At 68.0% G+C, this 26,759-nt stretch carries 21 protein-coding genes; 2 read left to right on the top strand and 19 right to left on the bottom strand.

The window, feature by feature from the left end:
* Window positions 1-2 precede the first annotated feature (2 nt).
* Window positions 3-344: a DMT family transporter gene (locus tag METY_RS09850; RefSeq protein ID WP_103121218.1), complete on the bottom strand. Its 342-nt coding sequence runs from the start codon at window positions 342-344 to the stop codon at window positions 3-5.
* A 63-nt stretch (window positions 345-407) separates the two neighbouring features.
* Window positions 408-1,220 (bottom strand): TorF family putative porin, encoded by an 813-nt coding sequence (locus METY_RS09845; protein ID WP_103121217.1) that lies wholly within the window; start codon window positions 1,218-1,220, stop codon window positions 408-410.
* A gap of 702 nt (window positions 1,221-1,922) precedes the next feature.
* On the opposite strand from METY_RS09845, the gene METY_RS09840 reads away from it, so the two are divergent.
* Complete coding sequence (locus tag METY_RS09840; protein ID WP_103121216.1) at window positions 1,923-3,260, top strand: LLM class flavin-dependent oxidoreductase; 1,338 nt, start codon at window positions 1,923-1,925, stop codon at window positions 3,258-3,260.
* 84 nt (window positions 3,261-3,344) lie between these two features.
* Window positions 3,345-3,557 carry a substrate-binding domain-containing protein gene (locus METY_RS09835; RefSeq protein ID WP_244593585.1) on the top strand — a complete coding sequence of 71 codons (213 nt, stop codon included), beginning with the start codon at window positions 3,345-3,347 and terminating at the stop codon, window positions 3,555-3,557.
* A gap of 87 nt (window positions 3,558-3,644) precedes the next feature.
* Here the strand turns inward: METY_RS09835 and METY_RS09830 are convergent, their stop codons facing one another.
* The 17 genes from METY_RS09830 to METY_RS09750 form a co-directional block, all read right to left on the bottom strand.
* The gene (locus METY_RS09830) at window positions 3,645-5,741 is read right to left on the bottom strand and encodes a catalase (RefSeq protein ID WP_103121215.1); all 2,097 of its coding nucleotides are present in this window, start codon (window positions 5,739-5,741) and stop codon (window positions 3,645-3,647) included.
* Window positions 5,742-6,030: 289 nt separating this feature from the next.
* Entirely contained in the window at window positions 6,031-6,501 is a 471-nt protein-coding gene (locus METY_RS09825; protein WP_103121214.1) for an MgtC/SapB family protein, read from the bottom strand.
* Window positions 6,502-7,037: 536 nt separating this feature from the next.
* Entirely contained in the window at window positions 7,038-8,921 is a 1,884-nt protein-coding gene (locus METY_RS09820) for a bifunctional sugar phosphate isomerase/epimerase/4-hydroxyphenylpyruvate dioxygenase family protein (protein WP_103121213.1), read from the bottom strand.
* A gap of 29 nt (window positions 8,922-8,950) precedes the next feature.
* The gene (locus METY_RS09815; RefSeq protein ID WP_103121212.1) at window positions 8,951-10,351 is read right to left on the bottom strand and encodes a 3-deoxy-7-phosphoheptulonate synthase class II; all 1,401 of its coding nucleotides are present in this window, start codon (window positions 10,349-10,351) and stop codon (window positions 8,951-8,953) included.
* 46 nt (window positions 10,352-10,397) lie between these two features.
* Window positions 10,398-11,540 (bottom strand): FAD-dependent monooxygenase, encoded by a 1,143-nt coding sequence (locus METY_RS09810; protein ID WP_103121211.1) that lies wholly within the window; start codon window positions 11,538-11,540, stop codon window positions 10,398-10,400.
* A 25-nt stretch (window positions 11,541-11,565) separates the two neighbouring features.
* Window positions 11,566-12,462: an intradiol ring-cleavage dioxygenase gene (locus tag METY_RS09805; RefSeq protein WP_103121210.1), complete on the bottom strand. Its 897-nt coding sequence runs from the start codon at window positions 12,460-12,462 to the stop codon at window positions 11,566-11,568.
* A 31-nt stretch (window positions 12,463-12,493) separates the two neighbouring features.
* Window positions 12,494-15,163 carry a phosphoenolpyruvate carboxylase gene (locus METY_RS09800; protein WP_103121209.1) on the bottom strand — a complete coding sequence of 890 codons (2,670 nt, stop codon included), beginning with the start codon at window positions 15,161-15,163 and terminating at the stop codon, window positions 12,494-12,496.
* A 656-nt stretch (window positions 15,164-15,819) separates the two neighbouring features.
* A complete protein-coding gene (locus METY_RS09795) occupies window positions 15,820-16,212 on the bottom strand; it encodes a c-type cytochrome (RefSeq protein WP_103121208.1) in 393 nt (130 codons plus the stop codon).
* A complete protein-coding gene (locus METY_RS09790; protein ID WP_103121207.1) occupies window positions 16,209-17,981 on the bottom strand; it encodes a GMC family oxidoreductase in 1,773 nt (590 codons plus the stop codon). The genes METY_RS09795 and METY_RS09790 overlap by 4 nt, the downstream gene beginning before the upstream one ends.
* A gap of 11 nt (window positions 17,982-17,992) precedes the next feature.
* Window positions 17,993-18,709: a gluconate 2-dehydrogenase subunit 3 family protein gene (locus tag METY_RS09785; protein ID WP_103121206.1), complete on the bottom strand. Its 717-nt coding sequence runs from the start codon at window positions 18,707-18,709 to the stop codon at window positions 17,993-17,995.
* A 25-nt stretch (window positions 18,710-18,734) separates the two neighbouring features.
* Complete coding sequence (locus METY_RS09780) at window positions 18,735-19,529, bottom strand: ABC transporter ATP-binding protein (protein ID WP_103121205.1); 795 nt, start codon at window positions 19,527-19,529, stop codon at window positions 18,735-18,737.
* Window positions 19,530-19,564: 35 nt separating this feature from the next.
* Window positions 19,565-20,401 carry an ABC transporter permease gene (locus METY_RS09775; protein WP_244593584.1) on the bottom strand — a complete coding sequence of 279 codons (837 nt, stop codon included), beginning with the start codon at window positions 20,399-20,401 and terminating at the stop codon, window positions 19,565-19,567.
* Between the two features lie 37 nt (window positions 20,402-20,438).
* The gene (locus METY_RS09770; RefSeq protein ID WP_103121203.1) at window positions 20,439-21,470 is read right to left on the bottom strand and encodes an ABC transporter substrate-binding protein; all 1,032 of its coding nucleotides are present in this window, start codon (window positions 21,468-21,470) and stop codon (window positions 20,439-20,441) included.
* 255 nt (window positions 21,471-21,725) lie between these two features.
* Complete coding sequence (locus tag METY_RS09765; RefSeq protein ID WP_103121202.1) at window positions 21,726-22,655, bottom strand: 2-hydroxyacid dehydrogenase; 930 nt, start codon at window positions 22,653-22,655, stop codon at window positions 21,726-21,728.
* A gap of 64 nt (window positions 22,656-22,719) precedes the next feature.
* The gene (locus tag METY_RS09760) at window positions 22,720-24,057 is read right to left on the bottom strand and encodes an NAD(P)/FAD-dependent oxidoreductase (RefSeq protein WP_103121201.1); all 1,338 of its coding nucleotides are present in this window, start codon (window positions 24,055-24,057) and stop codon (window positions 22,720-22,722) included.
* A gap of 14 nt (window positions 24,058-24,071) precedes the next feature.
* Window positions 24,072-25,385, bottom strand: a complete 1,314-nt coding sequence (locus METY_RS09755; protein WP_103121200.1) for an MFS transporter — start codon at window positions 25,383-25,385, stop codon at window positions 24,072-24,074.
* A 28-nt stretch (window positions 25,386-25,413) separates the two neighbouring features.
* Window positions 25,414-26,649, bottom strand: a complete 1,236-nt coding sequence (locus METY_RS09750; protein ID WP_103121199.1) for a pyridoxal phosphate-dependent aminotransferase — start codon at window positions 26,647-26,649, stop codon at window positions 25,414-25,416.
* Window positions 26,650-26,759: the final 110 nt, after the last annotated feature.

The following is a 26,759-nucleotide window of genomic DNA, read 5'->3' as shown; positions in this document are numbered from 1 at the left end:
CGTCAGTGCGCGACGGACTTCGAGAACAGCGTCACCACCATCACCCCCGCGAGAATCAGCCCGACGCCGACGAGCGCCGGCCCGTCGAGAGCCTGGCGGAACCAAACGACGCCGACCAGCGCGATCAGCACGATGCCGCCGCCGGACCAGATCGCGTAGGCGACGCCGGTGGGGATCGTCTTCAGGACGTGGGAGAGGAGGTAAAACGCGACGCCGTAGCCGAGCAGAGTGACCAGGCTCGGCCCAAGGCGCGAGAGCCCGTCGGACGCCTTCAGCGCTGAGGTCCCGATGACCTCCGCGACGATGGCGAGGGCGAGCAGGACGTAAGCGGGGACGCCGTTCATGGCCGGCTCCAGACATCAAAAGGGGGCCGCGCCGGCCGGCGCGGCCCCCTTTTTCTTAGAAGCTTACTTGAGCTTGCTGAAGGCGGTGTCGAACGACAGCTTCACGAGGGCCGTCGAGCCGCACCAGCCGCGCGCGCCGGTGTTGAAGGCGCACTCGTTCTTGCTGAGGTCGGTGTCGATGTAGCGCACGTCGAGGGTCGCCGCCTTGTAGGTGGCGCCGACGCCGGCGTTCCAGGTCAGATAGTTCTTCGGGTTGAAGCCGGAGTCGGTCTTGCCGAGCCACTGCTTGCCGAACTCGCCCGAGACGTAGAAGGCGACGTCGGGAATGGTCTGGAAGGGCAGGGTGTACTTGGCGCCGCCCACCAGGTAGAGGCCGTCGCCGCCAGCGTTGCCGATGTCCCAGCCGTACAGCAGCGTGCCGCTGATCACGAGGTCGTCGCTGATCGCGTAGCTCGGCTTGAACGACAGCTCCCAGTAGTTGGTCTCGCCGCCGGTCTCGCCCGGGTACCAGTAGAACAGCGCGCCGCCGTCCAGGGTGAGGGCGCCGAAGGTGTGGCGCACGCCGCCGTAGAGGTCGATTTCGGCCGAGGGATCGGTCGAGAAGCCGTTGACGTTCGACGCCCAGATGCCCGCGTAGAGCCAGTCGAAGGCCTGCAGCTCGGCGTAGCCCTGGATCGCCGGATCCTTGGCGGAGTTGCTGATGCCGCGCGTGCGGTAGTCGTTCATGAAGGCGACGCCGAAAGCGACGTCCCACACCGGCGTCACTTCGGTGACAAGGGTCTCCGGCGCCGAGAGGTCGGCGGCCGAAGCCTGCCCAGCCCCCGCGAGGGCGAACGACGCGCCCAGAGCAAGCGCGATCCCCGCGTTCTTAATCATTTGCTTAATCCCCGAAACTGTTTTCGACAGAACTGCCATTCGCAATCGCAGTATCCGCGGAATTCTGCCGGGCGCGAGGGGGGATAGTTCTCGCGAACGACGATCGTCATCGATATGAGACATTCGGAACACAGTGCGACCGGACGCCTCATCCTTGCGGATGGCGAGGATAATCTGAGTTGTTCTTTGCCGCCTCGGGTCGAAGGCTGCGTCTGACGGAAGTTGTCGAGCCTGTGACGAAAGTCGCAGCCGTGATTGGGCGGCGTTCAATAGTTTGTGTACGCCGCAGATCTGAGCCGATTGCATCGCACTCCGCTCATTCGACCGCCGCCGGAGCCGGCTCGACGCGCCCAATGTGTTGTCGCAGATCTTAAGAGTGGACCGTAGATGTCTTCGCGCACGACGAAGCGTGCGGCCCGAAGGCCGCGTATTTCGGGCGGACGCGCGGAGCGGAGCGCGCCGCAAGTCGCTATGGGCCCGGCCTTTTTCCGCTGAAGCCGCTGATCGCTGACGCGCTTGGCGTGCGGCGATTCGGAAACGGCGCGGCGGATGGCGCACAGTCGCGCATCGACTTGAACACGAATTGGGCAACTGCACAATCCCGCGCCGCGCGCGCCTGTGGAGGGAGACCCGCTTCGCGTGCAGTGGCGGCCGCGGGCGGGGAGGCGTAAGCGTGATCCCGAACCTGAGGAGACGCTGCGCATGGCGCGCCAACTGAAGCTCGGCGCCTTCATGCGCCCGGTGAGCCTGCACACCGGCGCCTGGCGCTATCCCGGCGCCTGGCCCGACGCGAACTTCAACTTCCGCCATCTCAAGCGCATGGCGCAGCGTCTGGAGGAGGCCGCGTTCGACGCCTTCTTCATGGCGGACCACCTCGCTGTGCTGAACATGCCCGCGGACGCGCTGAAGCGCAGCCACACGGTGACCTCGTTCGAGCCGTTCACGCTGCTGTCGGCGCTCGCCGCGGTGACGGAGCGGATCGGCCTGGTCGCGACGGCCTCAACGACCTTCGACGCGCCCTACCACGTCGCCCGCCGCTTCGCCTCGCTCGATCATCTGTCGGAGGGGCGCGCCGGCTGGAACGTCGTGACCACCTCGAACCCGGAGGCGGCGCTGAACTTCGGCCTCGAGGAGCACGTGGAGCACGGCGACCGCTACCGGCGGGCGCGGGAGTTCGTGGACGTCGTCACCGGGCTCTGGGACTCCTTCGCCGACGACGCCTTCGTCCGCGACGTCGAGGCCGGCGTCTACGTCGACCCCTCGCGCATGCGGGCGCTCGGCCACAAGGGCGAGTTTCTGTCGGTGCGGGGTCCGCTCAACATCGCTCGCCCGCCGCAGGGTTGGCCGGTGATCGTGCAGGCTGGCGCCTCGGAGCCCGGCCGCCAGCTCGCGGCCGAGACGGCGGAGGTGGTGTTCGCCGCGCCGCGCCGGCTCGCCGAGGCGCAGGAGTTCTACAAGGACGTCAAAGGCCGGATGGCGGCCGTCGGGCGCGACCCCGATCATCTCAAGATCCTGCCAGGCGCGTTCATCGTCGTCGGCGATAGCGTGGAGGAGGCGCGCGAACGCCGCGCCCGGCTCGACGCGCTGGTGCACGTCGACAGCGCCTTCGGATCGCTCTCCACCATGCTCGGCCACGACGTCTCCGGCTTCGATCCGGACGGACCGCTGCCGGACCTGCCCGCCACCAACGCCAGCCGCAGCTCGCAAGAGCGGATCGTCGCGTTCGCCCGCCGCGAGAACCTGTCCATCCGGCAGATCGCGCAACGCGTCGGCGGCTACTCCGGCCTCGCCTTCGTCGGCACGCCCCAGACCATCGCCGACGGCATGCAGGAGTGGCTGGAAGCGGAAGGCTGCGACGGCTTCAACGTCATGTTCCCCTATCTGCCGCAGGGGCTCGACGATGTCGTCGACCGCGTGGTCCCGGAGCTTCGCCGCCGCGGAATCTTCCGGGCCGCCTACGAAGGCCGGACGCTGCGCGATCACCTCGGCCTGCCGCGGCCGGAGAACCGATGGTTCCCCGCGTCCGGAGACGCCCTCTAACGACCGTCGACAGCGGCGAAGACACGCCTTCGCGGTCGACGGAGCCAGCGCGCGCCCGGGGCCCGTGGCGAGGAGGTCACCGAGATGCAGACAGGCGACTCCGACCTCGCAGAGCTGTCGACGCCGGCGATCACCGCGCTGCAGTGGGACCGCGCTGAAATGGGCCGCCACGCCGCCCAGATGCTTCTCGACCGCGTCACGGGCCGCACCACCGAACCTCCGCGCTGCGTCCGGGTGCCGGTCTCTCTCGTCGTGCGCGAGTCCTGCCGTCCCCCCCGGCAAGCAAACGCGGGCTAACTCGTTCGCGGGGCTCGCCGCGTCCGCACAACGAGCCCCGGCGGCGCGCGCCGCCGGAGGCCGGGGTCGCCGCGACGTGTGCGACGATCAGGCGAGGATGCGCACCTTCGGTTCGCGGTCCCACTGACGGGTGCGCGCAGGCTTGAGGAACGCCTCCGCGCCGCTTCCAAGATCGACCACGCCGGCGTCGGGCTCGACTCCGGCCTTGTCGAGCAGAGGCTGCGCCTCCTTCGTATGCCCGATCGCCTTAAGGTGGCCGAAGGCGTCCTTGGCGAAGTCGATCGCCGCGCCTTCCCTCAGAAGTTCGGCGCAGCCCGCTTCGGAGGCCACGATCGCGACCGCGTCGAAGATGACCGAGGGGGCGCCCTGCAACTGAGCGTCGGCCTTCAGCTTCCGACCGTCCTTCAGCGTCACGCCGCCGACCTTGAGCGCGACGATCTTGACCTTCGCGTCTTCGGACTCGGCCGCCGCCTTGAGCGCGTCGACGATCGCGCCGTCGGCCCCGTCGGTGACGAGCAACCCCAGCGCGCGGCCGCGAAGCGTCTCCGGATACTTGCCGACGATGCGAAGCGCAGGCGACGGATCGAGGTCGATCGGCTCGACGGCGGCTTTCGCCTTCTCCGGCAGGTCCATGGCGAGCCCGGCTCCGACGCGCGTCGCGAGCTCCTCGTCCACGTTCTGCAGGTTGGCGAGCACGCGCAGCCGCACGTGCTCGAGCGACACCTTCGAAAGCTCGAACACGAGCGCGCTCGCGATATGCGCCTGCTCCGGCTTCGTCTGCGACCGGAAGAACAGCCGCGCCTGGCTGTAATGGTCGGCGAAGGTCTCGGACCGGATCCGCGCCTTGGTACCCTCGACCGGGACGGCCGTCGTCCGGAAGCCGCCCTTGGGGTCGGCCCGCGGGCCGCCGTCCTCGCCGGCATCGGACAGGCTGTTCGGCTCGTAGTTCGCCCGGCCCTTCGGAACGCTCGTCTGCATCCGCCCGTCGCGCTGGAAGTTCTGGAACGGGCAGCCCTTCGCCTGGTTGATCGGGAGCTGGTGGAAGTTGACCGTCCCGAGGCGCGAGAGCTGGGTGTCCTGGTAGGAGAACAGCCGGCCCTGCAGCAGCGGGTCCTCCGACACGTCGATGCCGGGCGGGATGTTGGTCGGCAGGAACGCGACCTGCTCCGTCTCGGCGAAGAAGTTGTCGGGGTTTCGGTTCAGCACCATCCGGCCGATCACGCGGATCGGCGCGACCTCTTCGGGGATGATCTTGGTCGCGTCGAGGATGTCGAACGGCAGCGCGTCGGCCTCCTCCTGGGTGAAGAGCTGGACGCCGAACTCCCATTCGGGAAACGCGCCGTCCGAGATCGCCTCGTAAAGGTCGCGCCGGTGGTAATCCGGGTCGGCGCCGGCGATCTTGACCGCCTCGTCCCAGCAGGTGGACTGGGCGCCAAGTTTGGGCCGCCAGTGGAACTTCACGAGTGTCGCGACGCCGTCCGCGTTCAGCAGGCGGAAGGTGTTGACGCCGAACCCCTCGATCATGCGAAGCGAGCGCGGGATGGCGCGGTCCGACATCGCCCACATGATCATGTGGGTCGATTCCGGCATCAGGCTGATGAAGTCCCAGAAGGTGTCGTGGGCGGACGCCGCCTGCGGATAGCCGCTGTCGGCCTCCATCTTCACCGAATGGATCAGGTCCGGGAACTTGATCGCGTCCTGGATGAAGAACACCGGGATGTTGTTGCCGACGAGGTCCCAGTTGCCTTCGCTGGTGTAGAACTTGACCGCGAAGCCGCGCACGTCGCGCGGCGTGTCGACCGACCCCGCGCCGCCGGCGACGGTGGAGAAGCGTGTGAAGACCTCAGTCTTCTTGCCGACTTCGGTGAGGATTTTGGCGGTCGTGACGTCGGCGAGCGACTCCGTCAACTCGAAGAAGCCGTGGGCGGCTGAGCCCCGCGCATGGACGATGCGCTCGGGGATCCGCTCATGATCGAAATGCTGGATCTTCTCGCGGAGAACGAAGTCCTCGAGCAGCGTCGGACCGCGGCCGCCCGCCTTCAGCGAATTCTGGTTGTCGCTGATCGGCGCGCCGTGATTGGTGGTGATCCGGGCGCCGGGGCTTGATGCGGTCTGATGAAGTTCGCCGCCGGCGCCAAGGTGCGTCGCCGAGATCGTGGTCTTGGTGGTTTCTGCGTCCGCCATGCTGGCCGCCTCATCTCTGTAAACGTCGCGCCGGCGGCGTCAGACAGCCAAGGCTCGTCAGCCGAGCGAAGCCGTCGCTCTCCAACGAGCCAACTGGACTGAAGCGCTCAGCTGTTCGAAACGTTCCAGACTGCAGGCGCCAATTGCGTGCCGTGCGGCGGCCCGGAGGGGCCGAGCGCCGCAAACGCGCGATGGCGAAAGCGCCAACTGTGCGACGGCGAGAGGCGACGCACGCCCGCGGCAGGCGCTTCTAGAAAGGAGGCCGGACGCAGCGCCGCGAGGTCGCCGTTCAGTCGGTGTCGTCGAAGTTCGCGCCGATCGCCTTGGCCACCTTGCGCGGCAGGATCAGCACGAGCAGCGCCAGCACGACGCCGAGCGCGATGATCGTCCACGACGCGAGCGCGCAGGCCACGCCAAGCCCTGCGGTGATCCAGACCGTGGCGGCCGTCGTCAGGCCCCTGACGGTCCCGTCTCCCGGCTGCTTCAGGATCACGCCGGCGCCGATGAAGCCGATGCCCGTCATCACGCCCTGAAGCACGCCCTGCACCACGCGGCTCATCGCGTCGGGATCCGACCGCATGGGGTCAGCCTGGAGACCGGCCAGCGACACGAGGCACGCCCCGAGGCTCACAAGGCCGAGCGTCCGCATCCCGGTCGGCTTCTGCTTGAGATCGCGGTTGAAGCCGACGGCGAGGCCGCACACTGTTGCTGCCAGAAGGCGCAGTGCGGCGTCGATCTCGAAGGGCGTGAGCTCCGTCATCACGTGAAAACTTAGGGCGCCAAAGCGCTCCCACAGCGGGGCTCACGACTTCGTCAGGGGCGCCGTCGCATCTGGCGGCCTGAGCGGCGTTCCGCGATCGAGCGCCGCGACACCAAGGCGTTCGTGAGGTCGCGAGAGGTCCGGCCAACGAACGCGCGGGTTCCTTACGTCTGAAACAAATGAGGCGGCCCCGGAAGCTCCGGAACCGCCTCATTCTGTTGGTGGGCGTGACAGGGATCGAACCTGTGACCCCTACGATGTCAACGTATCCCTCGACGCTGCAGCTGCTCATTTTGCAACGATTTGTCGACCTAAGAGCCACTGCATGTTCGCGGTCGGTTCGCGGGTTTCCGTGGCGTTTCCGTGGCCGCGATCCCGTGTCTCGCTGACGTCGACGGGCTCCGGCGAAACTTACTTATGTCGCCGCTGCGCGCGCGGCAGCGGTGACGTCGCAGCTATGACGTTACGGCTCAAGTTCAGCGGAAGTAAGAGTCGGATTGCCCCATGCCATCCGCGATCGCGCGACCTGGGAGGTCTCAAGTTGGACATTCTCGCTCATACTCATGAGCTTGACACGCGACCCGGACGGGGGCGTTGGGCGCGCCAAATCCTGAGTAACCCTTTCTTTCGACGATCTCGAAGAAAAGCCCGTTTGCGAAGGCGGGGCCGTAGGCATGCAGGAAGTGTCCGGTTTCGTCCTCGTCATACATGACGGAGTGACGTTCGAGGCGATTTACAAACTCGCTGTCGAGCGTGAACCGTGACCCAAGATCCTCGTAGTAATTGTGAGGAATTGAAAGGGTTGCCGCTCCCCGGGCTCGCATCGAGCGAACCGCCGCGAAAATGTCGTCAGTTTCGAAAGCGATGTGGTGTACAGCCGGCCGTTCGGGCCGGGCGATGCGTCGGCCCGTCATGGTGTCCGCACTTTTCGTCGCGTTGAGGGGCAACGCCAGCGCTCGCCCATCGCTCACCAAAGCCCGGCTTTCGATCAACCCATGAGGATCAGCGATTTCGAACGACTGTTGGGCGGAAAGGCCCAAGACGGCCGTGAGGAACAAGGCGATGCCGTCCATCTCCTGCAGCGGAATCGCCTGCGCCAGATGATCGATGCGCCTGAGGCCACCGGCGGCCTGCTGGTCCTGCTCTATGGGATCGAAGCGCGCCAAGACCTCCCCGAGGCCCTCGGGTCCTAGCAGCTCGATCAGGATGCGGTCAGGCGTCCGTAAGACGAGGGACGACGCGTCTCTGACGCCATCATCGGAGGGCGAGGCCTCGCAGCGGAACGCCCGCCCACGCGCCAGAGCCGCCGCGGGGGCGTCGACGGCAAGGCCGATCGCGTGCAGCGACGGCCCACAGACGCGGGCGCGCCCGCCCGCTTCGCCGCGAGGGTCGGCGTTGAGCGCGATGGCGATCTCGCCCTGGCGGTACAGATCGACGGCCTTCGCCGGCCGTGCGCCGACGTGGACAAAGCCAAGCTCGATGAAGCGCGCGGCGAACGCTTCGCGGGCGCGCTGGTCCACTGCGAATTCGAGATAGGCGACGCCGCGGTGCGTACCGGCGGCGGGCAATGGCGCGCCGCCGGCGACACGCGCTTCGTCCTGCAGGGCGAGGAGAGAGCGAAGTCCGTCGCGCGCGATCGCAAGGGCAGGGGCCGCTCGAAAATTGTCGTTGAAGACCTCGAGCGAGAGGGGGCCGGCGTATCCGGCCTCGCAGACGGCTTTCAGAAACGGGGCGACGGCCAGCTGGCCCTGGCCCGGAAACACCCGGTGGTGACGGCTCCAGGAGAGCGGGTCAAGCGTGAGCCGCGGCGCGTCGGCCAACTGGACGAAGAAGATCTTGTCGCCGGGAGGCGCCTCATCGGGACCCGGAAAGGCGTCGCCGACGCACAGCGTGTGGAAGCTGTCGAGCACGAGGCCAAGGGCGGGGTGCTCCGCTTTCCGCACGATGTCCCAGGCGCGCGCCCATCGGCGGACGCGCCTTCCCCAGGAGAGGGCCTCGTAGCCGATCCGCAGTCCGCGCGCCCCGGCCCGGTCCGCCAGCGCGTAAAGATCCGCCGCCGCTCGGGCGTCGTCGTCCACCGCGTCCGCCTGCGTGTTGCTGCACGCGAGCAGGAGATCGACGCCGAGCTGCTGCATGACGTCGAACTTCCGTTCGGCGCGATCGAGGTTAGCCGCAAGGCGCCCAGGGGTCGCTTCGAAATCCCGGAAAGGCTGATAGAGCACGATCGTAAGACCGAGATCCCTAGCGAGCTTCCCCACGTCTTGCGGCGAGCCGGCGTAGGCGAGGAGATCGTTCTCGAAGATCTCGACGCCGTCGAAGCCCACCGCTGCGGCGGCGATCAGCTTCTCTCGGAGGCCTCCGCTCAGCGTGACCGTCGCAATCGACGTGGGACGCGGTTTGAGGACGTGGGACGCAGACATGGCGGTCTCTCCTCAGGTGCGATGAAGGCTCAGGCGACGCGCGGGTCCGAGCGCAAGGGGAGGCGGCTGTCGTAGGTCGTCGCCGCCATCCGAGCCTCTCGTTCGGCTTTGATCTGTTCCGAGATACCGATGGCGAGCTCGAGGGCCTGGGAGCCGTTGAGCCGCGGGTCGCAGGCGGTGTGGTAGCGCTCGGGAACCATCGCCTCGGTCACGCCGCGGCGCCCGCCCGTGCATTCGGTCACGTCCTTGCCGGTCATCTCCAAGTGCAGGCCGCCCGGGTGCGCGCCTTCGCTCCAGAGCACGTCGAAGAAGCGGCTCGCCTCGGCGAACACGGCTTCGAACGGCCGCGTCTTCATGCCGTTCGAGAGCTTCACCGTATTGCCGTGCATCGGGTCGCTCGCCCAGACCACCGCGCGGCCTTCGCTCCGCACCGTGCGGACCAAGGCGGGCAAGCGCGCCTCGATCGCGTCCGCGCCCATGCGGACGATGAGCGTCAGCCGTCCGGGTTCGTTCGCAGGGTTCAGGATGTCGATCAGCTTGAGCAGTTCGTCGCGTCCCAGCGTTGCGCTGCACTTCAGGCCGACGGGGTTGCCGACGCCGCGGAGGTACTCGACATGGGCTTCGGCGGGATCGCGGGTGCGCTCGCCGATCCAAAGCATGTGGGCGGAGGCGTCGTACCAGTCCCCGCTGTCGGCGTCGAAGCGGGTCATCGCCTCCTCGTAGTTCAGCAGCACGGCGTCGTGGCTCGAATAGATCTCGCTCATGGTCATCTGCAGGCCGGGGCCGGCGATCAGTCCGGCGGCCGACATGAAGGCCGCGGTTTCGCTCAAACGCGCGCTGAGGGCGTCGTGGTCGCCGCGGCCTGCGCCCCAGGCGCCCGCGCCCATGCGGGTGAAGTCCGCCAATGCGCTCTGCGAAAGTGACCGGACCAGGTTCAGCGTCGAGGCGGACTGTGCGTAGGCCGCGAGCATGCGGCTGGGATCGGCGTCGCGGGCGTCCTGGCTGAAGGCCGCGTCGTTGACGATGTCGCCGCGGTAGGAAGGCAGCTCGACGCCGTCACGGACTTCGGTCGGTTCCGAGCGCGGCTTAGCGAACTGCCCGGCCAGGCGGCCGATCTTCACCACGGGCGCGAGCGCGCCGAGCGTCAATGCCGCCGACATCTGCATCAGCGTGGCGACGGTGGCGCGCAGGCACTCGGCGTCACATTCCGAGAAGCTCTCCGCGCAATCGCCTCCCTGCAGCAGATAGGCCTCGCCCGCCGCGACGCGAGCGAGCTGCGACTTCAGACGCCGCGTCTCGGCGATCGAGACCAGGGGAAGCCGCGATTTCAGGCCATGTTCAGTGCGCTCGAGCGCGCCGCGGTCGGCGTAGGTCGGCATCTGGCGCGCGCGTTTCGACCGCCAGCTGTCGGGGGACCAGTGGTAAGCCATTGCTGCGTTCTCCACGTCGGCGCCCTGCAGCGCAGGGATCGGGGGATCAGGAAGCGGCTTCGAGCGCGTGCGCCGCGCGCAGGCGCTCGTCGGGGACGCCGGCTCGATCGGACATCACGAGCGTCGTGGTGGCCGGGAGACGGTTGCGTTCGTAGGCGAGGAAGGCGGCTTTCGGCGGCGCGAGCGAGAGGCTGTCCGCCAGCGCCCGCGCGTCGAGGATCGCCTGCCCGGCGCCGTTGGAGCCGAGAGGCACGATCGGGTGCGCCGCGTCGCCGAGCAGCGTGATGCGGCCGAAGCTCCAGCGGTCGACGGGGTCGCGGTCCATCATCGGGAAACGAAGCACGATCTCCGCGTCGCGGATCATCGCAGGCACGTCGAGCCAGTCGAAACGCCAATCGGCGTAGACGTGGGCGAAGTCAGCGACGTCGCCGGTCTTGTTCCAGTCCCGGTCGCGGGTGAAGCCGGATGCGCTGTCGGGCAGGTCCAGCTCCGCCACCCAGTTCAGGAGCTGACGACCGTCGTCGAGGTCCTTGATCGGGTAGACGACCATCTTGCCGACGCTCGTGACGCCGGCGCGGACCATGCTCGCCCCCGTCAGTAGGCGGGGGCCGCGCGAAACGCCGCGCCACATAAAGACGCCCGAGTACCGCGGCGGGGCCTCGTCCGGATAAAACAGGGCCCGGATTGTCGAGTGGATGCCGTCGCAACCGACCAGCGCCGCGCCGGTCGCGGGCGGGAGAGGCGCGCCGGACCGTCGGTCGACGAGGTCCGCCGTGACGCCGTCCGCCGTCTGCCGCGCGCCGACGCAGCGGGCGCCCAACGTGATCCGGTCCGCGCCCAGCCGTTCGCACACGGCGCCGAGCAGAACGTCGACCAGATCCGCCCGGTGGATCGAGAACTGCGGGGCGTCGAGGCCGGCGAAGCGGCCGACCGGCTCGCGGTGGATGAGAGCCCCGGACCGGCTGAAGTAGGCGGCCTCACGGGTGGCGATCGCCCGTTCGGCGAGCGCGGGCTCGAGACCCAGTCCTGCAAGAACCTCCGTAGCGTAGGGCAGCACGTTGATGCCGACGCCGATCTGCCGGATCTCGGCCGCGGCCTCATAGATGCGGCTCGGAACTCCCGCCTTCTCAAGCGCGAGGGCGAGCGTGAGGCCGCCGATGCCGCCGCCGATGATAAGGATTTCGTCCATGCGGAATGCCTCCTCGGGCCGCGGGTCAGCGCGTGGGGTTGAGGGCGAAGTCGTAGGACAGACGTCGCCAGGCCCGGCCGTCACGGCGGGCGGCGGGAGCGTCGTCGGGATGCTGAAGCGCGAAGGGCCGGACGAGTGAAGGCTTCACGCCGAACACGGCGTCGTCCGCGAGGTAGGGGTCGCCCTCGGCGAAGACGTGCGTAACGAGAGGCGCGTGGCCGGGCGCCGAGATCAGGAAGTGCACGTGCGCCGGCCGGTAGGGGTGGCGCCCGGTCGCCGCCAGCATGTCGCCGACCGGCCCGTCGTTGGGGATAGGGTAGCTGCACGGCGTGATCGACCAGAAATGGAAGCGGCCCTGGCCGTCGGTCTTAAAGTGGGCCCGGAGCGCGTAGCCTTCACCGTCGTCCTTCTGGACATCGTAGGTTCCGTCCGCGTCGGATTGCCAGACTTCGACGGAGGCGCCCGCGAGCGGGCCGCCGAAGCTTGAGCGCACCGTTCCCTCGACCAGCAGGGGCGTGCCTGGAAGGCCGCGCGAGATGTCGGCGCCGAGCGGCATCACGGCCGAGTCCGCCACGTAGAAGGGGCCGAGCACCGTGGTCTCGGTCGCGCCGGCCGCTTCGTGGTTGATCGCGTCCACCAGCATGGAAACGCCGAGCGCGTCCGACAGGAGAATGAACTCCTGGCGCGTGCCGGTGCAGGTGAGGCCGGTCCGGGTGAGATAGTCCACCGCGAAGCGCCACTCTTCCATCGTAAGCCCGGTTTCGCGCACCGCGTCGTGCAGATGGCGGACCAGCACGGTCATCAGGCTCCGGAGCCGGGGGTCCGGCGCGTTCGCGAAGCTCGCGACGACGGCGTCGGTGATGCGATGGCCGGCGGGGTCGACATCCGGTTCGGAGGACGGGCGCAGAGCGAGGCGTTGCATGGCGGTCTCCTTGGTGGGCGCGCGGCGGCGGTCAGCTCCAGTTCAGGGCGCGGGCGGTCTCCGGATGGATCAATGACAGGTCGGTGTTCGCCGACAGCAGGTAGCCGGAGTAGAGGTCGTGGATCGCGCTCCGGGAGAGCGCGTTCGGATCGCGTCGGGTCGCCACGAGGACTTCGTGGTACGGCGCTAGCGCGGCCTCCTTCCAGGCGACCTCGGCGCGCAGCTCGGGCCAGTCCGCGAGCACCTCGTCTGTCCGGATGGCCCAGGCGTCGTCCGGCTCGCGCCCGCGAGTCGCCTTGAAGACGACGCGCTTGGCGGCGACGTGCTCGAGATGGACGAAGGCGAGGAGGGCGGCCGCCGGGTCGGCGGCGCCGGCCGCGTCCTCGGCTCCCAACGCTTCGATGTCGGCCCGGCTCAGAGGCGCCCCGCGCAGGGTGCGCCAGGCGAGATCAAGGTTCGAGCGGGCCGCGGCGTAGGCCAGGTTCTTCACATAACGGCCGAAGGTGCGGTCGGCCTTGGCGAGGCCCGCGAGTTCGCTCGCCTCCCGACCGGCAAGCGTCGAGGCGCCGATTAGCTCGTGGTGCAGCCCGCAGAGCATGATGGCGCGAGTCCAGGGGATCGCGCGGATCGAGGCCGGATCGGACTCCAAGTCCTTGATCAGAAAATTGCGCGTGGGCGGGCGCGTGCCCTTCGCGGTCGCACGCACGAGGTCAAAGCGGGCTACGGCTTTGAGCAGCGCGGGAAGCGAAGGGTGGTCAAAGAAGCGGCTCTTGTAGTGCCGGACGATCGCGAGCCAGTCGATCTCGCGCCCCTCCGCCGCGCGCGACTCGCGCCCGGCCGGCCCAAGGCGTCGCGCCTCGGCCGCGCGCAGGCCCTGCGCAGTCAGGATGTTGGCGATCGACTGCTCCGCCAAGCGCGGGGTAAGCAGAAAGCTACGCATCTCGATGCAGCCCGAGAGCATATAGCGGACGACGTCGCCGTCGGCCGCCCCGTACTCCTCCAGGATCTCGCCCTGGGGTCCGTTGCACCGAGCGTGCTCGTGGCCGATGACGATGTTCGGAACGAGCTCGATCCCGTAAGCCCCGGCGATCTGCCGGTGGCGGCGGGCGATCTTCATGTTCGCCTTGTGCATCGCCTTGCCGCCGGCCTTGCCGGTGTCGCTCGGGCCGAAGGTGATGTACTGCACGTCGCCCCGGACGCGCAGATGCTCGCGGTAAGCGGGGTTTTCGTAGAGCCGGGCGACCGCGTCCTCCAGCGCCACGGCGCCGTCCATGTCCTCGGGCTGGAGCGCGATGTCGACGGCGTGGCGGGCGCCGGCCGCAGCAAAGAGGAAGAGCAGAGCCAGAGCGGCGTCTATGTCCTCAAGCTCCGCGATGCCGTGCATCGTCATGCGGTCGCCGTACCGCGCGATCATCTGCAGGCAGTCGTAGGTCATTCGGGCGTCGTGCGCGCGGATGTAGTCGGGGTCCGACTTGAGAAGCTCGATGTAGTCGCCGCCGGCGTAGGCGTCCTGTTTGGCGCGGAAGCCAGGTTCCGTCGCTGACCAGTAGTCCTCCCAGATGCGCGCGGGCAGATTGCGATCCTCGTCTTGCAGGAGAGCGGTCAGCAAGCGCAACCGCTTGGGCGCGGACAACTTGGCGTAGGCGACGCGCTCGCCCAGCCAGCGTTCGATCGTGGCCGGCGGCAGCATGATGTCGACGACCTCTTCGAACTTTAGCGCGTTTTGCCGAAACTCGACCTTGAGGAAGTGGAAGCCGAAGGCCGCTACGCGCCGCAGGAGATCCTGCACGCGACGATCCGAGGCCTGGGCGCTGGCGCGGAGCGTGGCGGAGAACTGGTCGGGGCTCGAGAATGCGTCCGGATCGCCAGAATCAAGCCTGCGCAGGCACGCCGCGTACAGCGGTTCGTCGGGAAAGGCCACGCGGAGCGCTGCGACGTCGCGCCGGTAGTTGCTGCGGATAACGTCTTCGAGCGCGAAGGCCACGCGTTCGGTGTGGGCGTTGGTGTCGTAAGGCCGACCGTCGCGGTCGCCGTAAAGCCATGTGTAGCCGGCGAACCAGCGCTCCGGCCGGCTGGGCCGCACTCCCGCCGCCGCAAGCGCCCCGAGAGCCCGGTCGAGACCTCGTGGGAGGGCGTCGTAGACGCGGTTGGCGTAGAGGATCTGCGTCGTGACGAGGTCGACGTCCTCCTGACGCCATAGCGCCGCCCAGAGCGCGCCAAGCGCCTCGTCCAAGACCACTGAGCGGGTGGTTTCGTTCTCCTCGCCGAGCGCGGAAAGCACCCGTTGCTGACCCTCGATGACGTTGGCCCGGAGATACTCGGTCTCCTGGCAGTGCACGCCAAGTTCAAGCCGAAGCGGAAGCTCGATGGGTTCGGCTCCGCTCGCGGCGGCGGGCGGTCGGTTCGGGTCATTGCGTAGAAACTGCGCGTTCAGCGCCACGTCGATCAGCAGCTGTCGCATAAGCAGCAGTTTCAACCGCATTTCCGTCGAGGTGGCTGTCTCGCCGATCGGCGCCGAAAGCTCGCCGTGAACTTTGACCGCGCGCTGGAACGACGCCCAAAGCGCGTCCAAGACCTGTCTCGGCGTGCTTCCCGCACGCCACAGCCGCGGGTCGGAGTGCGGCGCCGGTTCGAGTTGGCGCGCGACGGCGCGCTCGCTTTGAGCGGAGGCCCAGATCGACGTGTCGGTGGTTGCGAACATGACGTCCCTCTCTTCGACCGGCGGGGGCGCGGACGTATTCGAGAAAACGATGCACGAGCAGAGCGTCGGCGAGCTTGGGCAGGCGTCAGGCCGCGTTTGCAGCGGAAGCCCTCTCCGAGCCCAACCTCGTCAGCCATTAATGAATCGATATCATAATGGTGCGCTGCGTCAACGGTCTTTGGCGTCATCTAGGGAGGTTTCCGACGTACATCAGCAATCTAACATTTACTTCGAAACTCTGTTGATTGTCCGTCAGATCAATAAATATGCAGGAAGATGACATAGTAATCGGCGGAGTCTGCCTCGGGGCACTGCGCATTGTCTCTCGATGACCATGTGCCTGTCGGTTGAGCTTGATGATTGGTGAACCGGTTCATCATATGGGCATGGGGTTCGAGATTTTGTGCGATGCAATATTAAAGCAAGCGAGCTTCTGCGTATCAGCGCCGCCGGCGGACGGCGCGGCCCGCGCCGTTTGCGGGCTTATGGCGCCTCGAAGCCGGGCGGCGTCCTTTGCGCCGATCGACGCGGAAACCGCTCGAAGCGAAACCCGCGTCGGTCGGAAGCCGGCGTGGGCGACATTCTCGGATTGGTGTACGTGGCTTGCGGAGCCGCTTCAGGAGGCGCGGCGGCCTGGCGGCTTTACGCGGCGCGGCTTACCGAGCGGGGGCGGCGTCACGCGCCAGATAGGCGATCAGGTCCGCGCGCTCGGCGGCGTCGCCGACGCCAGAGAATGGCATCCGGTTGCCGCGGACGACGCCCTGCGGATTCGCGAGGAAGCGGTCGAGGGTGTCTTCGGTCCAGGTCAGGCCGCTCCGCTTGAGGGCGGGCGAATAGCGGAAGTTGGGGAGCTGCGCGGCTGGCCGCCCGATCACGCCTGCAAGCGATGGTCCGGGCAGGCCGGCCGCGTCCGGCGTCAAGGCGTGACAGGCCGCGCATCGGCCGAATGCGAGCTTTCCACGATCGGCGTCGCCAGCGGACGCGGGCTGCGCTCCGGCCGCAGCGCCGAGCGCCGCGGCGAAGGCAAGGGCGAGCGAACGGGACCTCATGCGGGCACCAAAGGCCCCGGGGCCGACAAATAGCGGGTCCGGATGGCGTCCGCGGTCCAATAGGCGAGCGCGCCCACTGCGCCGGTGGGGTTATAGCCGGCGTTCTGGGGAAAGGCCGAGGCGCCGACGACGAACAGGTTCGACACGTCCCAGCTCTGCAGGTAGCGGTTCACCGCGCTGGTCTTGGGATCGTGGCCCGTGATCGCGCCGCCGGTGTTGTGGGTGCTCTGATAGGGCACGATCGAGTAGCTCGAAGACTTCGGCGCGAGGGGGCTGATGTGCGTCGGGCCCATCGCCCGCCCGATGTCGTGGGCGATCTTGGTGGTGAACGCCGACTGCTTGAAGTCGTTCTCAGTGAAGTCGTAGGTCAAGCGCAGCAGCGGCTGACCGAAGGCGTTGCGATAGGTCGGGTCGAGGCTCAGGTAGTTGCCGCGGCTCGCCATGTTGGAGCCCTGCGTCCCGATGCTCGTGGACCGCCCGTACCAATGGCGGGACGCGGCTTTCCATTCGGAACCCCACTTCGGCGTTCCGGGCGGCAGCGGTCGGTAGGCGATCGGCCGGCCATGGGTTGTGGCGTTGATGATCGAGGCGCCGCCGATGAAGCCATGCGGTCCATGGTCGAAATTGTCGCCGTTGACGTCGTCGACCACCACGCCGAGCGAGCCCGCGCCCATGAAGGGGTTGAAGTTCCTGTCTTCGAAGAAGGTCTGGACGGTCGAGGTGAGCTGGTAGCAGTAGCCCTTGCCGACGACCCCGGTCTCCGTATCAGGGTCGTAGGGCGCTCCAATTCCAGACAGCAGCATCAGGTGGACGTTGCCGAGCCCGTAGGCGCAGAGCGCCACGATGTCGGCCGGCTGCTCGAACTCCTCGCCCGTCCGCACGTCGGTGTAGGTGACACCCTTGGCGCGCTTGCCGTCCGGGTGCAGGTCGACCCGCGTGACCCAGGCCTGGGTGCGCAGGCTGAAGTTGGCGTTCTTCTGCGCCGCCGGAATGACTGTGATATGCGGGCTCGCCTTGGCGTTAGCCTCGCAGCCGAAGTTCTCGCAGTGGCCGCAGTATTGGCACTCGCCGAGGCTCATGCCGTCCGGGTTGACGTAGGCGCGGCTCATGTTGGCCGCGGGCCGCGGAAACGGATGGTACCCGAGCTCGCGCGCCGCCGCCTCGTACATCACGCCCGAGAGGCTGGCCTTCAGCGGCGGGTTGGGATAGCCGCGGGAGCGCGGTCCCTCGAACGGGTTGCCGCCCTCGATCGTCTCGCCGCGGATGTTGCCCGCCTGGCCGGAGATGCCGGCCATGTACTCGAACTTGTCGTAGTAGGGTTCGAGTTCGTCGTAGGTCATCGGCCAGTCGGCAAGCTGCATGCCTTCGGGCGCGAAGGCCGCTCCGTACCTTTCCTTCACGCGGGTGCGCAGCGAATGGTCCGAGGGGGAGAACCGGTAGGTCTGGCCGTTCCAGTGAAGGCCGGCCCCGCCGACGCCTTCGCCCGGCAGAAAGGAGCCCAGCCGGCGCATCGGCAAGGCCGTCTCGCGCGCCGCGTTGCGGAAGGTCAGCGTGTCGCGGCTGACGTCCATGTAGAGCTCGTGCCGGACGGCGTAGCGCAACTCGTCGCGGATCATAGGGACGGAGAAATCGGGCTCCGTCGTCCGGTTCACGCCGCGCTCGAGGCCGAGCACCGTCAGCCCGGCGTCGGACAGCTCCTTGGCGAGAATGCCGCCGGTCCACCCCATGCCGACGATGACGACATCGACGGGCTTCAGCCTGGTGGCCATCGTGGTCTCCTTTACGACATGTCGGCGATGCTCATCGGTTCGGCGTCGTAGCGACGCCCGCGGTAGGTCTCGATGTCCTGGGCGTGGGTCGCGATCACTCCGGGGAAACCCACCAGCCTCCACCCCGCCTTGTCGCGGTTGCCGCCGTAAATGGGGTCGGCGAACAGACCTTCGGTGGCGAGGGCGTAGAGCGTGTCGAACAGGAGCTTCGAAGCGACGCCCTCAAGCTCGATCTTGCCCTGGGCGAGGGCCGCGACGGCGTCCTCGCGCGCGTCCGGCCCCAGTCGCTCGAACGGCAGCTTCGCCACGCGGCGGCAGTGGGCGTCGAGCGCGGCGATTCCCGTCCTCACGAGATCCGCCGGGGTCATCGGCGACTGCCAGCCCTGGTTCGGCGTTCCCCTGCGCCACGGGCCCTGCAGATACATCCGCGCGCCCTTGCCCCACGCGCCGGCGAGCTGCCGGTCGACATAGACCGCGACGCCGAGCTCCGTGCCCGAGGGGCTGAGCGCGTCGGCGGGGATCAGGTGGTCGACGAAGGCCTCCATGAAGGCCGCTTCGTCGGGATTGAGAAACTGGTAGCCCGCGAGCGCCGGCGGACCTCCGGCGGGGGAGGCGGCGGTCACGCCCGGCGCCGGCTCAGCTGCCTCGGCGACGTCGGCGCCGAGCGCCGCGGCGCCCGCGCCAAGCCCGCCGAGGAAGCGGCGTCTGTCGAGGCCCTCGTCCGTCATGGTGTCTCCTCCTGTTCTCGAGCGCTCAGGCGCGGCCGGCGCGGCCAGCGATGGCGCCGCGGACGTCGCCGACCACGAGGTCCCAGATCCGGCTCTTGAGGGAGGCGTAGGCGGGCGTCGCCTGGGCCGCGAGGTCGCGGGGGCGATCGAGCGGATTCTCGATTACGGCCGTCACCCGGCCGGGATTCGCGGCCATCACGACGATGCGGTGCGACAGCAGGATCGCCTCGTCGATGTTGTGGGTGATGAACACCACCGTCTTGCCGCTCGCCTCCTGGATCGCGAGCAACTCCTCCTGCATCACCTGCCGCGTCATGGCGTCGAGCGCAGCGAAGGGCTCGTCCATCAGCAGGACTTCCGGGTCGGCCGCGAGGCTGCGCGCCAGCGTCACCCGTTGCTGCATGCCGCCGGACAGCTCCGCTGGATAATGGTTCTCGAAGCCCGACAGCTTCACCATCGCGATGTAACGGTCCGCGAGCTCCCGCTGCCGAGCCGCGGGCAATCCCTTCATCTTCGGGCCGAACTCGACGTTCTGCCGGACCGTCTTCCAGGGAAACAGCGCATAGGACTGGAACACCATTCCGCAGCGGGGCTCGATCTTGGTGATCGGCTGGCCGCGCAGCAGCACGCGCCCGTTGGTCGGCTGGGTGAAGCCCGCGAACAGGTTCAGCATCGTCGACTTGCCGCAGCCGGAGGTGCCGAGCAGGCAGACGAACTCGCCCTCGCGGATGTCGAGCGAGACGTCGCGGACGGCGGTCGTCTCCTTGGCGTGGACGGCGTAGATCTTGGTGACGTGCTCGGCGGCGAGGATCGCTTGCATCGGTCGGATCTCCGGTCTCGGTGTCGGGGCTCGCGTCAGACGTGGCGGTGCCGTTCCCACGGTTGCAGCAGGCGCTCGATCACGCCGGCGGCGAGGTCCGCGACGAGGACGGTCAGCGAGATGCAGACCATGCCGACGAGGACGAGCGCGAGGTTGCTCCAGTCCTTCGCGTTCCAGATCAGCGCGCCGAGGCCGCTCTGGGCCGCCACCATCTCGGCCGAAAGCACGCAGGACCAGGAGATCGCGAGGCTGACCTTGAGGCCGGCGAGAATGCCAGGGAGGGCGCCGGGGAGGATCACCTCGCGCATCACGGACAGGTCGGACGCCCCGAGATTGCGCGCCGCCTTGATCAGCAGCGGGTCGACCCGTTTCGTGCTCTCGACCGTGTAGACCAGGATGTAGACCCAGGTCCCCATGAAGACGATCGCGATCTTCTGGGCCTCGCCGATGCCGAGCCACAACATCGTCAGAGGAATCCAGGTGATCGAGGGCAGGGGGCGCAGCAGCGAGACGAACGGGCCGACCAGCGCCCGCGCGGGCGCCCACAGCCCCATCAGCACGCCGAGCGGCACCGCGAACAGCGCGGCCAGCGCGAAGCCGAAGAACACGCGGCGGGAGGAGTCCACGATCGAGCGCCACAGTTCGCCGGTGGCGGCGACCTGCGCGGCCTCGCTCAGCACCTGGCCGGGGGAAGGCAGGAACAGCGGCGACAGGAAGCCGCCGGCCGTCGCGACCTGCCACAGCAGCAGGAAGCCCGCGACGCCGAGGACGTTCAGCATCAGGATCGATCCGCGGGTCGACCATCCGCCCGAGCGCCCGAGGGCGAACAGAGGGATCGCGACGGACCGGGTCATAGCGCGTACGGCGTTCATGCGTCGGCTCTCCGTGAGGTCGTAGGCTCGAGCGGCGTCAGGGCGCGGGAATGAAGCTGACGTTCATCCAGTCCTCGACCGCCGGGGTCGCCGGGATCTTGCCGGCCTCCGCGAGGTAGGCGGCGAGGCGCTTCATCTGTTCAGTGTGGCGCTTGATATGATCGGGCCAGCCGGCGGCGCCGAAGTATTTGAAGTCCTTGATACCGGCGAGCACCGCTTCGGGCGGCTGCTTGAAGTAGTGCGCGACGGTCCGCGCCGTTTCTTCCGGCTCCTTCGTCGCGAAGTCCGCACCCTTCATCACCGCGATCGCGATCTTCCGCGCCGACTCCGGGTCCTCGTCAACGACCTTCTTCGAGATGATCATGATGTCCGGCGACGACATGGTGCCGAAGGCGCGAAACGACTCGGTGTCCTTGTCAGTGCCGAGCATTTTGCCGTCCGGCGCCGCCGTCTTCAGCTTGTCGAGCACCGGGCGCCACACGCAGGCGGCGTCGACGTCGCTGTTGGCGAGCGCGACCACCATCTCGTTCGGCGGCAGGTTGACGAGTTCGACGTCCTTGGTCGTCATCGAGGCCTCCTTCAGGAGGCCGACCAGGGTGATCTCCGCGGAGGCGTTGGCCGCGATCTTCTTGCCCTTGAGATCGCTAAGCGACGCGAAACCCGGGCGCGCCCAGCACCCTTCGTTCCCCGGCGAGTCGTCGACGTTCGCGAAGTAGTAGAAGCTCTTGTTGCCACGGGCCATTTCGCTGATCACGGCGGTCCGGCCGAGATTGCTGAAGGCGACGGAGCCCGCCGTGATCGCGCGGATCCGGTCGGACGAGTTCAGGATCACCTGCACGCCGACGTCGAGCCCCTGCTCCTTGAAGAAGCCCTTGTCGATCGCGACGAGAATGGGGATCTGGCCGAGCCAGGTCACGGATCCTGCGAAGTCGAGTTTCTTGAGCGGCGCGTCGTCCGCCGTCGCCGGTCGAGCGCCTGGGCCGAGACCGAGCGTCACGGCGAGCGCCAGGGCCAGAACGCCCCTCGCGCTTCGCCGGAACGCCGTAAGCACTGTGGTTTCGAATGCCATCTGTGATCTCCAGCGTTGCAGATCGTTCCGGCGCAAACGGCGGAGTGCCAGTTGCAAGGTCCGGGCCAGACACGCGGTGGAAGCGCCCTTGGCAAGTTGAAATTGAAACGTTTCATTACAAACTCAGAGTTTGGCTTGCGCATTTCGAGCTCGCGCTCAGGAAGGTAACGGGAGGCGGTCGGGCGACGCGTTCCTTTCGTCAGCGGCAGCGCCCACGCGAAAGGCGCCGCCGAGGGATCAGTGCGCGCGGCGGCGTCAGTATCCGGCCGCGAGATCGACTTCGTTCAGCAAGGGAACGCCGGCGCGGAACCGTCGAACGTTCTCCGCGAAGGTGTCGACGATCGTCGCGCAGCTCGCGGTGCTCGAGCAGTGCGGAGTCACGTAGACGTTGGGGTGCGTCCAGAACGGATGCGTCTCGGGCAGCGGCTCGACCGGGAAGGCGTCGATGGTCGCGGCGCTGAGGCGTCCGGAGTCGAGCGCGTCGAGCACGTCGTTCTCGACGAGGTGTCCGCCGCGCGCAGCGGTGATCAGCACCCCGCCGTGCGGCATCTGGTCGAAGGTCTTCTTGCAGAGGATCCCGCGCGTCTCCGCCGTCAGCGGCAGCAGGTTCACCAGGATCTCGGTGTCGCGCAGGAAGTCCGAAAGCGCGTCCTTCCCGGCGTAGCATCTGACGCCCTTGATCTCGTGCTCGCTGCGCGACCAGGCGCGCACGTCGTAGCCGAGGAAGGCCAAGCGCTCGCAGGTCAGCCGGCCCATCTGGCCGAGCCCCATCACGCCGACAGTGACGTCGCTAGCCGAGCGCATGATCTTGTACGCCCAGCGCCGCTCCTTCTGCGCCTTCAGGAAGTGCGGCACGTCGCGGTGGTGGAACAGCGTCCAGCACAGCACGTAGTCCGCCATCCTCGCCGCGAAGTCGTGGTCGACGACCCGGACCAGTGGCACGTCCCGGGGAAAATCCGGGTCGAGCAGGTAGTGGTCGATGCCGGCTCCCGTCGCCGAGATCAGCTTGACGTTGGGGAACGGCTTCAGGAACCCCGGCGGCATACGGAAAAGAATGGCGACGTCGATTTCGTCATGCGCGACGTCGCCCGGCCATTCGTAGATCGTCTCGTCCGGAAGCGACGAGCGGATGCCGTTGATCAGGTCGTCGCCATAGGCCGTGTGCAGCCAAGTCAGTATCGCCATCGTAGTGACTTTCTCCGAAGCTCCTGCGTCGTTCCGTTCTTCAGGCAAGATGCCCGCCGCGACGTCAGGCGGCGGCGCGCTCATCCCGCCCTTGGTGCCGCCACTCGTCGAGGCGGTCGTAGAGCTTGCGTTTCCAGACCTCGCCCTTGATCGCCACCTTGGCGCCCCTGAACCAGCGATGGTCGCGAGGGTTCGAGACGGGGAAGGCCAGATCGTCTGCGTTTGCGCCGAGCGCCTTGCGAGCGAGATCGCGTCCGAGCATCGGCCCCAGCGCAAGGCCACGGCCGCTCAGCCCAAGCCCGGCGTAGAGGCCCGGCGCGGACTCGTAGATGCGCGGGTACTGGTCAAGAGCCATGTCGATCCAGCCGCTCCAGCGCGCGTCCCAGCTTATCGGCGGCAGGAAGGGAAACAGTCGCGCGATCCGCTCGCTGGCGTAGCCAGTCGCTCCGCCGGAGCCATGGCCGAAGGTCGGCCCCTCAACGGTCGCGATCAGCCGGCCGCTGCGGGTGACCCGCAGTCCGGACGGCAGGCGCCGCGTGTCGGTCAGGGCCTGCCGCCCGGGCAGCACGCGCGCGGCGAGCTCGGCAGGCAAGGCCTTGCTGACCGCCTGATGGACGCGAATGGGCTGCACGCAGTCTCCAGCCTGGCCCGCGAGCCCGTTCCGGTAGGCGTTGGTGCAGACCAGCACGGTTTTCGCGACGGTCGCGCCCTGTGTCGTCGCGACCTCCCAGCCGCCGCCGCGTTGGGTGACAGATCGGACGAGCGCCCGGACGACGATGCTGGCGCCGGCGTTCGCCGCGGCGCGGGCGAGTCCCCGCGCAAGGGCGAGGGGATTGAGGGTGCCGCCGCGGCGGTCGAGCAAGGCGCCGGGGTAGCTTCCTCCGCCGACCGCCGCGGCGGTCCCTGCGCGATCCAGCAACTCGACGGCGGCCCCGCGGGCGCGCCAGTAGGCCGCGCGTCCGGCGAGGCGCTCAGCGCCCTCCGGGGTATGCGCCGCGAAGAGGAGACCGTTCCGCACCGCCTCGCAGGCGATCTGGTACGTCTCGATCAGGCCGTAGACATAATCGGGTCCGTCGCCCGCGGCGGCGATCAGGCGGCCTCCGATCTCCGGTCCGAAGTGGCGCTCGGCGTGGGCAGGCTCGAGCTTGAGGTACGGAACCACCTGCCCGAAGCTACGGCCAGTGCCGCCGGTCCCGACGTCGTTTGCGTCGAGGACAACGACGGACGCGCCGTGTTCGGCAAGATGGAGCGCCGCGGCCAGACCGGTCAGTCCTGCGCCGACGATCGCCACGTCCGCCATGCGTGGGAGGGGACGATGAAGGATCGCGTCCGGCCGTTCGCCGTCGTCGGCGTAGACGCTCGGCAGCGAGGCGGCGTCGTCTTCGAGCAGATGATCGCGCATCGGTCTCTCCTTTCTCAGACGTCGATGACGGGCGGGCTGAGGCGGTCGTCAGGGCCTGGCTTCGGGACGGGGGAGGCGAGCAGTCGATCGAGGGCCGCCAGCAGCAGCGGCGCGGCCCAAGCCGACGCGATTGCGATCGCCGCGATCAGTCCCATGCCTTCCAGGCGGCCGTCGGCGCTCTGGGCGAGCAGCGCCGGCGCGGTCGCAGCGCCCGCCGCCTGCGCCAGATTGGTCGCGACGGCGATCAGCGTCTGGAACGCCGCGCGCTCCTGAATCGCCGGCACGCGCGTCACCCAGGCTTGGTTGATCGTGCTGCGGATCAACTGAAACACAACGATCAGCGCGAACAGCAGCGCGTTTGGAATCGGCGGAGTGTGGGTGAGAAAAGCTGCCGCGAGCAGGCCCGTCATGATCACGGCGACGCCGACCGCCATCAGCCGGGCCCCGGCGAGGTCGATCAGCCGGCCGGTGAGAGGGAGCGCCACGAGCGTGAAGACGCCGCCGAGGAAATACACCTCCTGAAGCTTCTCACGCGGCAGACCGAGATTGTGCGTGAGGTAGGTCGGCAAGTTCGGCGAAATCAGCAACGCAGCGTAGGACGCGCTGGCGATCAGCAGAAAGGACAGCAGGCTCGGGCCGGACGTCAGCAGGATCCAGAAATCGCGCGCGCGCTCCTTCAGCCGCCAGGGTTTCAGCGCCGCGAGGTGCTCCCGCTGCGGGGCGAGCAAGCGCAGCGCTCCGATGAACAGGGGGGCGCCGACGAGCGCGATGCCGAAGAAGCAGAAGCGCCAGCCGCCGAAGGTCGAGGCGATCGCGACCCCCGCTGGCACGCCGAAGACGAGCGCCACGCCATAGGCCCCGATCATCTTGCTGACCGCCGCGCCGCGGCGGTTGAGCGGCACCGTGTCTGTGACGATCGCGAGCAACAGCCCCGTCATGGGCCCAACGAAAAGACCGGCGAGCGCTCGGGTCGCGACTAGCGTTCCGAAATTCGGCGCAAAGCCGGAGAGCGCGGTGGCCAAGAGGAAGCCGGTCATCACCACGAGCAGCGCGGCGCGCCTGTCGAAGCGGTCGAGCACGAAGGAGGCGCCGAACCCTCCCGCCGCTGCGGCGAGCGAGTAGCTCGCGCTGGCGAAGCCGACGTCCTGCGCCGCCGTCCCGAGGTCCTGCGCGAAGAACGGACCGAGCGGAAACACGATGATCGAGCCCAGTGCATTGAGGAACGCGATCGAGCTAAGCAGCCAGACCACCGCCTGGTCCGACAGCGTCGCGGCGCTGATCCAGCGTCCGTGCTCCCGGTGCCCGTCCTGATCGGCGTTGACGCTCATGGCGCACCCTCCGACGATCCGCCCCTTCTCAGGCGACGACCGCCAAACGGCCGGTGCTGGCGAAGCTCAGCCGGGCGCAGGCCGAACCGATGCGCTCCAGCGCCTGCACGAGTTTGTCGTCGGCGGCTGCGTAGGACAGCCGGAAATACGGCGACATGCCGAAGGCTGCGCCGTGCACGAGCCCCACCCCCGCCGTCTCCAGAAGGTAGAGGACGAAATCCTCGTCGGTGCGGATGACCTCTCCCGCGGGAGTTGTGGCGCCGATCAGGCCGGCGCAGCTCGGAAAGACGTAGAAGGCGCCATTGGGCTTGTGGCAGGCGAGACCGTCGATGGCGTTGAACGCCGCAACGACCATGTCGCGTCGCCGCTCGAACCGGGCCACGTGCGCCGCGATGAAACCCTGGGGGCCGTTCAGCGCCTCGACGGCGGCGGCCTGGCTGATCGACGAGGCGTTCGTGGTCGAGTGCGACTGGATCGCCGACATCGCCTTAATCAAGGGCTTCGGCCCGCCGGCGTAGCCTATGCGCCAACCCGTCATGCAGTAGCTCTTCGACACGCCGTTCATCGTCAGCGTGCGGTCGAGTAGCGAGGGTTCGATCCGCCCCGGCGTCACCGCTTTGAAGCCGTCGTAGGTCAGGTGCTCGTAGATGTCGTCGGTCAGCACCCAGACGTGGGGGTGGCGGACGAGAACGTCGGTGAGCGCCTTCATCTCGTCGGCCGAGTAGGCCGCCCCTGAGGGGTTGGACGGGGAGTTGAGGATCACCCAGCGGGTGCGCGGCGTGATCGCGGCGTCGAGCTGGTCCGGCGTCATCTTGAAGCCGTTCTCGGCAGCGCAGGGGACAATGATCGGCGTCCCCTCGGCGAGCGTCACCATTTCAGGGTAGGACACCCAGTACGGCGCGGGGACGATCACCTCGTCGCCGGCGCTCACGCTCGCCATAAGCGCGTTGTAGATCACCTGCTTCCCGCCTGTGGAGACGATGATCTCGTCGGGCGCGTAGGACAGTCCGTTCTCGCGCTCGAACTTCGCGGAGATCGCCTGCTTCAGCGCGGCGGTTCCGTCGATCGCGGTGTACTTCGTGTCGCCGCGGCGGATGGCGTCGATCGCCGCCTGCTTGATGTTGTCCGGCGTGTCGAAGTCCGGTTCGCCGGCGACCAGGCCGAGGACGTCGTGTCCCGCGGCGACCCTGGCTGCGACCTTGCCGGACAGCACGACGGTGGGAGACGGCTTGATGCGGGTCAGGCGTTCAGCGACCTGGAACACGGCTCGGCCTCGCTTGCTGCATGCTTTTCGATCTCGCCCAAACGAGTAGCAGCGAAGCTTCGATTGGTCAATGAACCGGTTCCAAATTGGTCGAGGGTTTTATCTCTGAT

This window comes from Methylopila sp. Yamaguchi, assembly GCF_002897035.1.
Classification (GTDB): Bacteria; Pseudomonadota; Alphaproteobacteria; order Rhizobiales; family Methylopilaceae; genus Methylopila.
The sequence above is the reverse complement of the archived record's forward strand: the minus strand, read 5'-3'. Positions and strand labels throughout refer to the sequence as shown.